Origin of the sequence: Micromonospora sp. NPDC092111 (assembly GCF_044755745.1) — a bacterium.
Classification (GTDB): domain Bacteria; phylum Actinomycetota; class Actinomycetes; order Mycobacteriales; family Micromonosporaceae; genus Micromonospora.
This window is the reverse complement of sequence record NZ_JBIVRQ010000003.1, coordinates 132,070-145,304: the sequence shown is the minus strand read 5'-3', so window position 1 is coordinate 145,304 and position 13,235 is coordinate 132,070. Positions and strand designations below refer to the sequence as shown.

General features: G+C 75.0%; 11 protein-coding genes. 7 read left to right on the top strand and 4 right to left on the bottom strand.

The window, feature by feature from the left end:
- Nucleotides 1–32: 32 nt before the first annotated feature.
- On the top strand, nt 33–1,031 hold the full coding sequence (locus tag ACIQG9_RS09160) for an aldo/keto reductase family protein (protein ID WP_400399554.1): 999 nt from the start codon (nt 33–35) through the stop codon (nt 1,029–1,031).
- Between the two features lie 69 nt (nt 1,032–1,100).
- Here ACIQG9_RS09160 and ACIQG9_RS09155 read toward each other — a convergent pair whose 3' ends face one another.
- Nucleotides 1,101–1,895 (bottom strand): site-2 protease family protein, encoded by a 795-nt coding sequence (locus ACIQG9_RS09155; RefSeq protein ID WP_400399552.1) that lies wholly within the window; start codon nt 1,893–1,895, stop codon nt 1,101–1,103.
- The gene (locus ACIQG9_RS09150) at nt 1,895–2,095 is read right to left on the bottom strand and encodes a hypothetical protein (protein ID WP_400399551.1); all 201 of its coding nucleotides are present in this window, start codon (nt 2,093–2,095) and stop codon (nt 1,895–1,897) included. The genes ACIQG9_RS09155 and ACIQG9_RS09150 overlap by 1 nt, the downstream gene beginning before the upstream one ends.
- 138 nt (nt 2,096–2,233) lie before the next feature.
- Between ACIQG9_RS09150 and ACIQG9_RS09145 the strand changes: the two genes are divergently transcribed.
- From ACIQG9_RS09145 to ACIQG9_RS09130, 4 genes are all read left to right on the top strand, one after another.
- Nucleotides 2,234–3,865, top strand: coding sequence for a protein kinase (locus ACIQG9_RS09145; protein ID WP_400399549.1), 1,632 nt, complete (start codon nt 2,234–2,236; stop codon nt 3,863–3,865).
- A gap of 48 nt (nt 3,866–3,913) precedes the next feature.
- Nucleotides 3,914–6,028 carry a bifunctional adenosylcobinamide kinase/adenosylcobinamide-phosphate guanylyltransferase gene (locus tag ACIQG9_RS09140; RefSeq protein ID WP_400399547.1) on the top strand — a complete coding sequence of 705 codons (2,115 nt, stop codon included), beginning with the start codon at nt 3,914–3,916 and terminating at the stop codon, nt 6,026–6,028.
- Nucleotides 6,018–6,791 carry an adenosylcobinamide-GDP ribazoletransferase gene (locus ACIQG9_RS09135; RefSeq protein ID WP_400399545.1) on the top strand — a complete coding sequence of 258 codons (774 nt, stop codon included), beginning with the start codon at nt 6,018–6,020 and terminating at the stop codon, nt 6,789–6,791. The genes ACIQG9_RS09140 and ACIQG9_RS09135 overlap by 11 nt, the downstream gene beginning before the upstream one ends.
- Before the next feature lie 65 nt (nt 6,792–6,856).
- A complete protein-coding gene (locus ACIQG9_RS09130; RefSeq protein WP_400399543.1) occupies nt 6,857–8,152 on the top strand; it encodes a DUF2314 domain-containing protein in 1,296 nt (431 codons plus the stop codon).
- Nucleotides 8,153–8,395: 243 nt separating this feature from the next.
- Here the strand turns inward: ACIQG9_RS09130 and gcvT are convergent, their stop codons facing one another.
- Nucleotides 8,396–9,526, bottom strand: coding sequence for a glycine cleavage system aminomethyltransferase GcvT (gene gcvT / locus ACIQG9_RS09125; RefSeq protein WP_400399541.1), 1,131 nt, complete (start codon nt 9,524–9,526; stop codon nt 8,396–8,398).
- 161 nt (nt 9,527–9,687) lie between these two features.
- On the opposite strand from gcvT, the gene ACIQG9_RS09120 reads away from it, so the two are divergent.
- The gene (locus ACIQG9_RS09120) at nt 9,688–11,259 is read left to right on the top strand and encodes a leucyl aminopeptidase (RefSeq protein ID WP_400399539.1); all 1,572 of its coding nucleotides are present in this window, start codon (nt 9,688–9,690) and stop codon (nt 11,257–11,259) included.
- A 62-nt stretch (nt 11,260–11,321) separates the two neighbouring features.
- Here the strand turns inward: ACIQG9_RS09120 and ACIQG9_RS09115 are convergent, their stop codons facing one another.
- Nucleotides 11,322–11,651 carry a hypothetical protein gene (locus tag ACIQG9_RS09115; RefSeq protein WP_400399538.1) on the bottom strand — a complete coding sequence of 110 codons (330 nt, stop codon included), beginning with the start codon at nt 11,649–11,651 and terminating at the stop codon, nt 11,322–11,324.
- Nucleotides 11,652–11,831: 180 nt separating this feature from the next.
- Between ACIQG9_RS09115 and lpdA the strand changes: the two genes are divergently transcribed.
- Nucleotides 11,832–13,220: a dihydrolipoyl dehydrogenase gene (gene lpdA, locus ACIQG9_RS09110; RefSeq protein ID WP_400399536.1), complete on the top strand. Its 1,389-nt coding sequence runs from the start codon at nt 11,832–11,834 to the stop codon at nt 13,218–13,220.
- Nucleotides 13,221–13,235: the final 15 nt, after the last annotated feature.

Here is a 13,235-nt window from a genome sequence, read left to right as displayed (position 1 = left end):
TGTGCGGGAGCGGGCGGGGCTAGGGTCAGCTCATGGAATTCCGACACCTAGGCCGCTCGGGCCTGATGGTCAGCGAGATCTCGTACGGCAACTGGATCACCCACGGCTCGCAGGTCGAGGAGGACGCGGCGCTGGCGTGCGTCCGGGCCGCCCTGGACACCGGCATCACCACCTTCGACACCGCCGACGTGTACGCCGGCACCCGCGCCGAGGAGGTGCTGGGCCGGGCGCTCGCCGGGGAGCGCCGCGAGGGGCTGGAGATCTTCACGAAGGTCTTCTGGCCGACCGGTCCGGGCCGCAACGACCGGGGCCTGTCCCGCAAGCACATCATGGAGTCGATCAACGGCTCGCTGCGCCGGCTGCGCACCGACCACGTGGACCTGTACCAGGCCCACCGGTACGACTACAGCACGCCGCTGGAGGAGACGATGGAGGCGTTCGCCGACGTCGTGCACTCCGGCAAGGCGCACTACATCGGCGTCTCGGAGTGGAAGGCGTCGCAGCTCCGGGAGGCCCACGGCCTGGCCCGGGAGCTGCGCGTCCCGCTGGTCTCCAACCAGCCGCAGTACTCGATGCTGTGGCGGGTCATCGAGACCGAGGTGATTCCCGCCAGCGAGGAGCTGGGCGTGTCGCAGATCGTCTGGTCGCCGATGGCGCAGGGCGTGCTCTCCGGCAAGTACCTGCCGGGCCAGCCGCCGCCGGCCGGGTCCCGGGCCACCGACGAGAAGTCCGGCGCCGCGTTCATCGCCAAGTGGCTGACCGACGAGGTGCTCACCCGGGTGCAGCGGCTCCGGCCGTTGGCCGAGCAGGCCGGGCTGACCCTGCCGCAGCTCGCCGTCGCCTGGGTGCTGCAGAACCCGAACGTCGCCTCGGCGATCATCGGGGCGTCCCGGCCGGAGCAGGTGCACGACACCGTCAAGGCGGCCGGCGTGCGGCTCGACGCCGAACTGCTCAAGGCGATCGACGAGATCGTCGAGCCGGTCACCGAACGGGACCCGGCCAAGACCGAGAGCCCGGCCCAGCGGCCGTGACGCCTCCCCGGGCCGGCGCGGCATCCCGTGCCGGCCCGGGTCAGCACGGTCAGCCCGTGCCGGCCCCGGTCAGCCCTGCCAGAAGCGGATCAGTTCCAGGCCGGTGGCGTAGAGCCACGGCGGCAGGCCGAGCAGGTCGCTGACCCAGTGGACCGCGGCGAAGAACCCGCCGCCGATGCGCGGGTTCCACAGCAGCGCGAAGAGCAGGACGAACCCGAACGGCGCGAACAGGTCGTACATCCGTCGCCACTGCGGGTTGAGCCACGGCTGGATCATGTTGCCGCCGTCCAGGCCGGGCACCGGGAGCAGGTTGAGCACGCTCGCGGTGAGCTGGAGGAACGCCAGCAGCGCCACGCCCGCCCAGAACTGCACCGGGCCGCCGGTGGCCAGGCCGACCCGCAGCACCACCACCAGCAGCAGGGTGAACAGCACGTTGGTGGCCGGGCCGGCGAGGCTGACCAGGGTGTGGCGCAGCCGGCCCGGGATGGCGTGCCGGTCGACCCAGACCGCCCCGCCGGGCAGGCCGATGCCGCCGAGCAGCACCACGACCACCGGCAGCACGATCGACAGCAGCGGGTGGGTGTACTTGAACGGGTTCAAGGTCAGGTAGCCCCGGTGCGCGATGTCCCGGTCGCCGGCCCGGAACGCGACCACCGCGTGGGCGTACTCGTGCAGACAGAGCGAGACCAGCCAGCCGGAGATCACAAAGAGGAACACGTCGAGCCGGACGTTGCCGAACCCGTTCCAGGCCAGCACGCCACTGGCCACGAAGAGCGCGACCAGGGCGAGGAAGATCGGGCTGGGCCGGAACGCCGCCCGGGGCACGCCGAGCACCAGTGGCTCGCCCGGACGGTCGTACCCCATCACTCCGCCGTCGGCAGCAGGCTCATCCGGTAGTCCACCCGGTCGTCCTCGACGAGCGCGACCGAGGTGACGCCGGACGCCGCGAGCTCCCGCCAGGTCTGGCCGATCCAGGACTCGGCGTCCGCCTGGTTGCTGAACGTCTCCGCCGGTCCGTCGACCGACGCGCCGTCCGTGCCCTCGTACCGCCAGCTCCACGCCATGCCGCGTCTCCCCTCGCCGCTCCGCCGCCCCCGGGGGACGGATCCCCGCAAGCGTAGTCGGCCGCCCGCGGAACGCATCCGACGCACGTCCCGGACGGGGTGGTCACCGCCGTCGCTCCCGGCCGGTACGGTGACGCGGTGCTGAATCGAGGGGTGCTGCTCAGCGACCGGTACCGGCTGGGCGAACGGGTGGCCACCGGAGGCATGGGGGCGGTGTGGCGGGGGGTCGACACCCTGCTCGACCGCGCGGTCGCGGTCAAGGTGCTGCTGCCGGCGCTGGTGGCCGACCCCGAGTTCACCACCCGGTTCCAGGCCGAGGCCCGGATGCTGGCCGCGCTGCGCCACCCGGGGGTGGTCGCGGTGCACGACGTCGGGACCGCCGCGCTCGCCGACGGCAGCCGGGTCAGCTACCTGGTGATGGAGTACGTCGACGGCGAGCCGCTGTCCGCCCGGGTGCGCCGGGCCGGCCCGCTCGACCCGGCCGCGACGATGGCGGTGGTGGCCCAGGCCGCCGCCGCGCTGCACGCCGCGCACACCGCCGGCATCGTGCACCGGGACGTCAAGCCGGCCAACCTGCTGGTCCAGCCGGACGGCACGGTGGTGCTGGTCGACTTCGGCATCGCCCGGTCCACCGCGACGGCCGGCATCACCGCCACCCACATGGTGCTCGGCACCGCCTCGTACATGTCGCCGGAGCAGGCCGTCGGGCTGCCGGTCTCGGCGGCCACCGACGTGTACGCGCTCGGCGCGGTGGCCTACTTCTGCCTGGCCGGGCGGCCCCCGTTCGTCGGGGACAACCCGTTGCAGGTGGCGCTGCGGCACGCCAACGACGCCCCGCCGCCGCTGCCGCCGGGCACCCCGCCGGCGGTGGCGGCGGTGATCGCGCGGGCCCTGGCCAAGCGCCCCGCCGACCGCTGGCCGGACGCCGCCGCCCTCGCCACCGCCGCGCTGGCGGCCGGCGACGCCGCCGGCCCGGCCGACGGGACGCCACCGGCGGGGCAGCCGCTGCCGCCGTACCCCGCGGTGGTGGGGGCCCAGCAGGAGACGTACCAGGGGGCGGGCCGGCCGGACCCGCCGGTCGACCGTCGGCGGCGCCGCCGGGAGTTCGCCGGGGTCGCCGGGGCGGTGCTGGCCGTGCTGGCCGCGGTGGGCGCCGTGCTGGCGTTCCAGCCCGGCGAGCCGACCCAGCGCGGCCCGGAGCTGGCCGCCGAGTCGGCGGAGGCAGCCACCGCCCCGTCGAGTCCGGTCGCCGGCACCCGGAGCGGGATGCCGAAGCCCGGTACCAGCGCCAGCGCCGTCCGCACGGCCGCGCCGACCCCGTCCGGCGGGCCGACGACCAGCGGCACCCCCGGGGCGGGCGGGCAGCCGCCGGGCAGCCCGGCGACCACCGCCGCCCCGCAGCCGGGGCCCACCACGACCAGCCCGGCGAAGCCGAACCCGTACACGGCCCGCCAGGTCTGCGGCAGCGGCTACCAGGTGATCGACTCGGCGGCCCTGACCGCCGGCGGGGTCCGGCAGGGCCGGGTCTACCTGCTGTGGAACGAGACGGCGAAGGCCAACTGCGTGGTCACCATGAAGGAGCAGGCAACCGGTCGGCGGACGGCGACGACGGCATACCTGGAGGTGCAGGGCAAGACCCGCAGCACCGACAGCGGCTCCTTCGAGTACTACGCGGGGCCGGTCCGGGCCGGGGCCGGCGGGGTCTGCGTGAAGTGGGGCGGGTCGACCGGCGGGGCCAGCTACGGCAGCGGCTTCTCGCACTGCGGCTGAGCACGGGCCGGCGGGCGACGTCACGCCGGGCGGCCTTAAGGTACGGGCATGTCCGTTGACGGGTGGAACACGGTCCTGGTGCTCGGCGGTATCCGTTCGGGCAAGTCGGAGTTCGCCGAGTCCCTGGTGGGTGACGCCGCCACGGTGCGGTATGTGGCGACCTCGGCCGCCGGTGACCCGGAGGACACCGAGTGGGCCGCCCGGCTGGCCACGCACCGGGAACGCCGGCCGGGAAGCTGGACCACCGAGGAGACCGCGACGGACCCGCGCCGGCTGGCCGACGTGCTCGCCTCGGCCGGGCCGAACGAGACGCTGCTCGTGGACGACCTGGGCGGCTGGGTGACGGTGCTGCTCGACCCGGCCCACCAGCCGGCCGACGACGTGGCCACCATCGCCGAGCTGGCCGACGCGGTACGCGCCAGCGAGGCGCGGATCGTGCTGGTCAGCCCGGAGGTGGGGCTGTCGCTGGTGCCGACCACCCCGCTCGGGCGGGCCTTCACCGACGCGCTGGGCGCCGCCAACCGGGCGGTCGCGGACGCCTGCGACGCCGTGGTGCTGGTGGTCGCCGGCCAACCGGCGTGGCTCAAGCCGGCCGCACCCGCCCGGCCCGCCGACGTACCCGCCCCGACCACCGCGACCAGCGGAGGGGCCACCGCGACCGCCCCGACCACCGCGAGCGCCGCCGTGCCGGAGGCCCCGCTGCCGGACGTCCTGACGCCGACCGTGCCGGCCGCCCCCGCCACCACGGCCACCGCCGCCGGCACCGGCTGGGCGGCACCGACCATGGCGCTGCCGATGGTCGCCACCGGGCTGGTCATCCAGCCCGGCATGGAGCTGCCCATGCCCGACGAGTACGCCGGCCCGCAGGCGGTGGACCGACTCGGCACGCTGGACCTGCCCGGGGTCGGGTTGGGAGTGCTGGAGCGGGTGGTCGGCTTCGCCGCCGCGACCCAGGGCACCCCGACCCCGGCACCGTGGGCCGAGGTGCGGGTGCTGCTGCTGCACGGCGACCACACCGGCGGGGCCGCCGCCGGGACGGTGGCCGGGGAGTCGTCCCGCCGGGCCCGGCAGGCCCGGGCCGGCCGGGGGGCACTGGCCCGGCTGGCCGCCGAGAGCGGGGCCAGCCTCCAGGTGGTGGACACCCCGTCCTCGGCCCCGATGGAGCACGAGCCGGCGCTGGGCGTCGCCGCCGTCGAGTCGGCCCTGCGCTACGGCTGGCGGCTGGCCGAGGAGGCCGCCGACGCGGGCGTCCGACTGCTGGTGCTGGGGGCGTGCGGCGCCGGCACCGAGACCGCCGCCGCCGCGGTGCTCGCCGCGACCGCGGGCGCGGAGGCGCCGGCCGTACTCGGGCGGGTGTTCACCCCCGACGGGGAGATCGACGACGCGGCCTGGATGATCCGCTGCGCGGCGGTCCGCGACGCCCTGCACCGCACCCGCCGGTCCCCGCGCGACGCCAAGGACGTGCTGGCCGAGCTGGGCGGCGGTGACGTGGCGGTGGCCACCGGCGTGCTGCTCGGCGCGACCGCCCGCCGGGTGCCGGTGCTGCTGGACGGGCCGGTCGGGCTGGCCGCCGGCATGGTCAGCCGGGACCTGGCCGGGCAGGCCCGGCACTGGTGCCTGCTGGCCGACCACGGTGGCCACCCGGCGGCCCGGCTCGCCGCCGACGTGCTCGGCCTGACCCCGCTGCTGGACCTGCGGCTCGACCTCGGCGAGGGGGCGAACGCGCTGGCCGTGCTGCCGCTGCTGCGCTCGGTGCTGGCGCTGGCCGCCGCGCTGCCCACCCACCCCCGGCTGGGCGGTGAGCCCGACGCGGACGAGCCGGACTTCGCCGAGCCGGAGCCGGCCGGCCCCGGCCCGACCACCACCGGCTCCAACCCGACCACCACCGGCACCGAACCCACCACCACCGGCACCGAACCGACCACCATCGGCACCGAACCGGCCGGCCCGGAGTCCGGCCTGGAGACCGATCAGCCGGACTCCGTCGGCCTAACCTCCGTTGGCCTGGACTCCATTGGCCTGGACTCCGTCGAGCCGGACTTCGCCGAGCCCGCACCTTCCGGCCCGGGGCCGACCACCACGACGCCGGGGCCGACCACCACGACGCCGGGCCCGACCGGCCCGGGCCCGGAGCACGACCCGTCCGGCTGGCGTGCCGGCTGAGCCGGGGCGGGCCGACGGGCTGCGGCTGGCGCTGACCACCTTCACCATCGCGCCGATCCGCGCCGGCCGGATCGACCGGGTGACGGCGGGCCGGGCGATGGCGCTCGGCCCGCTGGTCGGCGCGCTGCTCGGGGCGGTGCTCGGCGGGGTGCTGCTGCTCCTGGCCGCGCTGGCCCCACCGCTGGTCGCCGCCGGGGTGACGGTCGGCTGCGCCGCCCTGCTCACCCGGGGGCTGCACCTGGACGGGCTGGCCGACACCGTCGACGCGCTGGGGTCGTACCGGCGGGGGGCGGCGGCGCTGGAGATCATGAAGAAGCCGGACGTCGGCCCGTTCGGGGTGGTCGCGCTGGTGCTCGTACTGCTGCTCCAGACGGCGGCGCTCGCGGAGCTGGTCGGGCGGCCGTGGCCGGCGGCGCTCGCGGCGGTGGTGGCCGCGACGGCGGCAGGCCGGCTCGGGGTGGCTGTCTGTTGCCGGCGCGGCGTGCCGGCGGCCCGGCCGGAGGGGCTGGGCGCGCTGGTCGCCGGGACGGTCGGGCCGGTGGCGCTGGTCGCCGGGTCCGCCGCCGTCGCGCTGCTGGCGGTGCCGGCCGTGCCGGGCCGCCCGTGGCAGGGGCCGGTCGCCGTGCTGGCCGCGCTCGCCGTCGCCGCCGGGCTGCTCCGGCACCTGGTACGCCGCCTCGGCGGGATCACCGGCGACGTGCTCGGCGCCGTCGTGGAACTGGTGACCACGCTGGTCTACCTGGGAGTGGTGCTGTCCGGCTGAGGACGCCGCGCCGGGCCGGGTAGCGTTTGCCCCGACAGCACCGGCACGGCCTTCCGGGGGACGACTTGCTCATCACGGACGACTTCCTGCCCGTACCGGTCCCGGAGTCGCTCAGCGCGACCTATCTGGTGCCGATGGCGGGGTTGCCGCGGGTGAGCCCGAGGACGGCGGTCCGGGCGCTGGAGGGTCGGCTCGCCGAGCCGGTGCACGGGCTGGCCACCCAGATGTTGGACAGCCCGCTGATGTCGGTGGACACCCGTTCGATCGACGAGTTCCCGGAGCTGCCACCGGACCTGCTCACCGCGTTCGGCGCGACCGAGGCCCAGTTGGGCCGGCTCGCCGCGGCCAGCCACCTGGTGGTGGTGCAGGCCGAGTACCGGCCGGGCTGGCCGCCGGCGCACGAGTGGGCGGCCCGCGCGGTGGCCGCCGCCGTCGCCGAGTCGGTCGACGGCGACGTGGTGGACGTGTTCGGGCTGCAGTTCCTGGACCCGGCGACGGCGCTGCGGTCGCTGCCGGACGCCCAGGGCCGGATCCGGCTGGTCGACTGGGTACTGGTCCCCTACTCCTCCGACACCGAGGGGCTCTGGTTCACCACCAAGGGGCTGCGCCGGTTCGGGCTGCTGGAGTTGCAGGCCCAGGGGGTGCCCGACCACCTCACCCGGGCCTGGGGCGCGGTGATGACCGGGGCGGCCCGTCGGCTGCTGCGGGACTGGACCGACGGGCTGGCCGGCGACGAGGTACCGGCGTTCGTGCAGCTACCGGTGCTGGCCACGGTGACCGGGCACGACATCGCGGTGGCGTACGGCAACCCGGAGCAGCACGGCGCGACGGCTCCGGTGCTGCTGCGGCTGGAGCTGGACCCGGCCACCGACCCGGAGGCCGACTCGTTCCTCAGCCTGCGCCCGCCCCCCGGCCACCCCGGGCCGGACGGCCGCTACTACGCCGCCGCCTGCGCCACCCTCTTCTCCGGCATCCAGCCGGACGTCCGGTACGCCCGCTCCGGCGACGCGATGAGCCGGGCCGTCGCCACCGCCCGGTCCGGGCTGGACGACATCCGGGCCCGGTTCCGCGCCGGTGCGCTGCCCTCGGAATCACAGCTCGTGGTCAAGTACGGCCTGCCCGGCGAGGAGGGCCCCGAGTACGTCTGGGCCGAGGTGACCTCGTGGGACGCCCCGGAGCGGATCGTCGGCGTGAGCGCCAGCGATGCCGACAGCGACCCGACCGTGCGGATCGGCTCACCGGTCGTGGTGGCGGTGTCCGACGTCGTCGACTGGGCGGTCCTGGACGGCACCGGCGTCATCGAGGGCGGCTGGACCCAGGCCGTCCTCGACGCCGGCGAACGCCCCCACCCCTCCCACTAACCCCACCCGCCCCCACCCCACCCCACCGCGCCGCCCCTCGCCCCACCGCCCCTCGCCGCGCCCCGCCCCTCGCCCCGCCCCGCCGCGCCCCGCCGCGCCCCGCCGCGCCCGGTGATCAAGAGGTTTGCGGCAAAATCCAGGGCTCCCCATGACACAAACCTCTTGATCACCGAGAGCAGGCCGAGGGCGAGGGGGCAGGGGGCAGGGCGAGGGGGCAGGGGGCAGGGGGCAGGGGGTGACGGGTTATCTGACGGAGGGGGTGACGAAGGGGGGGCGGGTTACTCGCATCTCGGCGCGGCGGCCGCGGATGTCGACCTCGACTAGGTCGCCGTCGGCGAGTTTCGGGTCGGTGTCGAGCAGGGCGAGGGCGATGCCCTGCTTCCGGGTCGGGCTGAAGGTGCCGCTGGTGATCGTCCCGACCGGGGCGGCACCGGCGTACACGGTCATGCCGGCGCGCGGGATGGCGCGGTCGACGGCCACCAGGCCGCGCAGCGTACGCCGGGGGCCGGCGGCCTTCTCGGCGAGCAGCGCGGCGCGGCCCCAGAAGGCCGGCTTGTCCCAGCCGACCGCCCAGCCGGACCGGGCCTGCACCGGGGTGATCTCCAGGGAGAGGTCCTGCCCGTGCAGCGGGTAGCCCATCTCGGTGCGCAGCGTGTCCCGGGCGCCCAGCCCGCAGGCGCGCAGGTCGAAGCCCTCGCCGGCGGCGAAGAGCGCGTCCCAGACCGCGACCGCGTGCGCCGCCGGTACCACCAGTTCGTAGCCCAGTTCGCCGGTGTAGCCGGTGCGGCAGACGGTCAGCTCGGCCCCGGCCAGCGTCGCCGGGGAGAAGCTCATGTAGTCGTGCCCGGTGGGCAGGGCCAGCGCGTCGAGCAGCTCGGCCGAGCGGGGGCCCTGCACGGCCAGCACGGCGTACCGCTCGTGCTCGTCGGTGACCTCGACGCCGGCCGGCGCGGCGGCGCGCAGCCGGCGGACCACCTCGGCGGTGTTCGCCGCGTTCGGGATGAGGAAGACGTGGTCGTCGGCGTACCGGTAGGCGATGATGTCGTCCACCACGCCGCCGGTGGCGTCGTCGCAGCAGAGCGTGTACTGCGCCTGCCCCGGCCCGATCCGGCCCAGGTCGTTGCTGAGGCAGGAGTTGACGAACCGCGCCGCGCCGGGGCCGGTGACCCGCGCCTTGCCCAGGTGCGAGACGTCGAAGACGCCGACGGCGGTGCGGACCGCCGTGTGCTCCTTGAGCACGCCGCCACCGGTGTACTCCAGCGGCATCTCCCAGCCCCCGAAGGGGGCGAACTTCGCGCCGAGCGCGGTGTGCCGCGCGTGCAGCGGGGAACGGCGCAGCCGGGTCGCGGCGGCGTCGGTGGTCACGTCCGTCATGGGTGGCAACTTACCGGGGGGTGCGCCGCTGGTTAGCATCGGCGGGACCCGTCGGCAACATCGGCGGGACGCACCCGCGCTCCGGGGGGTAGGTTCCGCCGGAGACCATCACCGCCGGTACGCGACGACGCGGCCGGCCCGGCCCGCCCGGAGTAGCTTCAGTGACATCGCCCAGCACCACCCTCAGCCTGGTCGACACCGACCCCGCCGAACTCGCCGTCGACGCGATCGTGATCGGCGTGCACAGCCAGACCGGCGGGCAGGACGCCACGAGCGGCCCCGTCGGACCCCTGCTGCTGGCCGACGGCGCCGAGAGCATCGCGGCCGCCTTCGACGGCAAGCTGACCGAGACGCTGGCTCTGCTCGGCGCGACCGGTGCCCCCGGTGAGGTGATCAAGCTGGCCACGCTGGGCACGATCACCGCCCCGGTGGTCGCGGCGGTCGGGCTGGGTCCGGAGCCGACCGGCGCCGCCCCCGCCCCGGACACCCTGCGCCGGGCCGCCGGCGCGGTGGTCCGGGCGCTGGCCGGGGCACCCCGGGTGGCGCTGAGCCTGCCGCTGCCGGACGACGCCGACGCCCCGGCCGCGCTGCGCGCGGTCGCCGAGGGCGCGCTGCTCGGTGGCTACCGGTTCGCCGGTTACAAGACCAAGCCGCAGCCGGCCCGGCGGGAGCCGGTGGCCGAGGTGCTGATCGCCGTGCCCGACGCCACCGACGCGACCGCCCGGGGCGAGGTCGACCGGGCCACGGCGGTGGCCGGCGCGGTCCGGACCAGCCGGGACTGGGTCAACGCCGCGCCGAACGAGCTGCGCCCGCCGGCCTTCGCCGACGCCGTTGCCACCGCCGCCCGGGCCGCCGGGCTCGACGTCGAGGTGCTGGACTTCGAGGCGCTGCGCGCCGGTGGCTACGGCGGCATCGTGGCCGTGGGGCAGGGCTCGGAGGCCCCGCCGCGCCTGGTCAAGCTCACCTACACCCCGGCCGGTGGCGGGTCCGGCAAGCGGGTCGCGCTGGTCGGCAAGGGCATCACCTTCGACACCGGCGGCATCTCGATCAAGCCGGCCCAGGGCATGTGGGAGATGAAGTCCGACATGGCCGGCGCCGCCGCCGTGGGCGCGGCGATGCTGGCCGTCGCGGCGCTCAAGCCGTCCGTGGCGGTGACCGGCTACCTGCCGATGGCGGAGAACATGCCGTCGGGCACCAGCTACCGGCCGGGCGACGTGATCACCATGTACAACGGCAAGAAGGTCGAGGTGCTCAACACCGACGCCGAGGGCCGGATGATCCTCGCCGACGCGATGGCCCGGGCCTGCGAGGACGGCACCGACTACCTCTTCGAGACCTCCACCCTCACCGGCGGCCAGGTGATCTCGCTGGGTAAGCGGATCGCCGGTGTGATGGGCACCCCGGAGCTGTGCGAGCGGGTGCAGGTGGTCGGCGACTCGGTGGGCGAGCCGGCCTGGCCGATGCCGCTGCCGGACGACGTCCGCAAGGGCATGGACTCGGACGTGGCGGACATCTCGCAGGTCAACGCGGGCATGGACCGGGCCGGTCACATGCTCCAGGGCGGGGTCTTCCTGCGCGAGTTCGTCACCGACGAGGTGGCCTGGGCGCACATCGACATCGCCGGGCCGGGCTACCACTCGGGAGAGGCGACCGGTTACTGGACCAAGGGCGGCACCGGCGTCCCGGTCCGCACCCTGGTGCAGTTGGTGGAGGACGTCGCCGCGAACGGCTGACCCACACCCGACACCTGACGGCGGGGCGCTCCCACGGGGGCGCCCCGCCGTCGTGGCTGCGGTCAGAACAGCTCGGGGCGGCGCTTGCGGCGTTCGTTGTAGTCGCGCATCCGCTGCGGGTACCCCATCAGCCGGACGTCGTAGATCGGGATGGCCAGGGCGTGGGCGAACCGGCGGGCACCCTCGGGGCCGTCGATGCGGCGCCGGGTCCACTCCCCGTCGTCGGCGATCATGATGACCGTGGTCTCGGTGACCGTGGTGCGGGGTTCCAGGTACGCCTCGACCCCGCGCCGGGTCCGGGCGAAGTTCGCCAGATGGTCCAGGTCGGCGCGATCGGCCGGCCGGTCGTGGTTGGCCGAGGCCGGCTGCTTGCGTCGCCGGAAGAGCGCCACCGGACTCCTCCCCTCCCCCGTCCGTCATCGAAGACGGTGCCAAGAGTACGTGTCGATGACGTGTCGTTGGGCACCTCACTACGCGCTTCGGACAGCTAAGTGACAAGATGACCGAGGTGGGGTCTGCCCGTGCCGCCCCGCCGTGACCCCCGATGCAGCGAAGCGACCTGGGAGTTGGACGTGAGCGAGCCGAACGACGCAACCTTCGACATCGTCATTCTCGGAGGTGGCAGCGGCGGCTACGCGGCGGCGCTGCGTGCCGCCCAGCTTGACCTCTCCGTCGCGCTGATCGAGAAGGGCAAGCTCGGCGGCACCTGCCTGCACAACGGCTGCATCCCGACCAAGGCGCTGCTGCACGCGGCGGAGATCGCCGACCAGACCCGCGAGTCGGAGCAGTTCGGCATCAAGGCCGAGCTGGTCGGCATCGACATGGCCGGGGTCAACGCGTACAAGGACGGCGTGATCTCCCGGCTGTACAAGGGCCTGCAGGGCCTGGTGGGCGGGGCCAAGAACATCACCTTCGTGGCGGGCGCCGGCAAGCTGGTCGGCAGCAACGTCGTCGAGGTGGACGGCAAGCGCTACACCGGCCGGAACGTGATCCTGGCCTCCGGCTCGTACGCGAAGAGCCTGCCCGGCCTGGAGGTCGACGGCGAGCGGATCATCACCAGCGACCACGCGCTGACCCTGGACCGGGTCCCGTCGTCGGTGATCGTGCTGGGCGGCGGCGTGATCGGCGTCGAGTTCGCCAGCGTGTGGAAGTCCTTCGGGGTGGACGTGACGATCGTCGAGGCGCTGCCCCGGCTGGTCGCCGCCGAGGACGAGGAGTCGTCGAAGGCGCTGGAGCGGGCGTTCCGCAAGCGGAAGATCAACTTCAAGGTCGGCAAGCCGTTCGAGAAGGTCGAGAAGACCGACAACGGGGTCAGGCTGACCATCGCCGGTGGCGAGACCATCGAGGCCGAGCTGCTGCTGGTCGCCGTCGGCCGGGGCCCGAACACCGCCAACCTCGGCTACGAGGAGCAGGGCGTCAAGCTCGACCGGGGTTTCGTGCTGACCGACGAGCGGCTGCGCACCGGCGTGCCGAACGTCTACGCCGTCGGCGACATCGTGCCCGGCCTCCAGCTCGCCCACCGGGGCTTCCAGCAGGGCATCTTCGTCGCCGAGGAGATCGCCGGCCTGAACCCGGCCGTGATCGACGAGGCCGGCATCCCGCGCGTCACCTACTCCGACCCGGAGCTGGCGTCGGTCGGCCTGACCGAGGCCAAGGCCAAGGAGCAGTACGGCGACAAGGTCAAGACCTACAACTACAACCTGGGTGGCAACGGCAAGAGCCAGATCCTCAAGACCGCCGGCTTCGTGAAGCTGGTCCGGGTGGAGGACGGCCCGGTGGTCGGCGTGCACATGGTCGGCGCGCGGGTCGGTGAGCTGATCGGCGAGGCGCAGCTCATCTACAACTGGGAGGCGTACCCGGGCGAGGTGGCGCAGCTCGTGCACGCCCACCCGACCCAGAACGAGGCCCTGGGCGAGGCGCACCTGGCCCTGGCCGGCAAGCCGCTGCACGCGCACGCCTGACCCACACTCAATCCG

Coding starts and splice junctions, on each gene's coding strand:
- ACIQG9_RS09160 (WP_400399554.1), top strand. CDS start 33: ATGGAATTCCGACACCTAGGCCGCTCGGGCCTGATGGTCAGCGAGATC.
- ACIQG9_RS09155 (WP_400399552.1), bottom strand. CDS start 1,895: ATGGGGTACGACCGTCCGGGCGAGCCACTGGTGCTCGGCGTGCCCCGG.
- ACIQG9_RS09150 (WP_400399551.1), bottom strand. CDS start 2,095: ATGGCGTGGAGCTGGCGGTACGAGGGCACGGACGGCGCGTCGGTCGAC.
- ACIQG9_RS09140 (WP_400399547.1), top strand. CDS start 3,914: ATGTCCGTTGACGGGTGGAACACGGTCCTGGTGCTCGGCGGTATCCGT.
- gcvT (WP_400399541.1), bottom strand. CDS start 9,526: ATGACGGACGTGACCACCGACGCCGCCGCGACCCGGCTGCGCCGTTCC.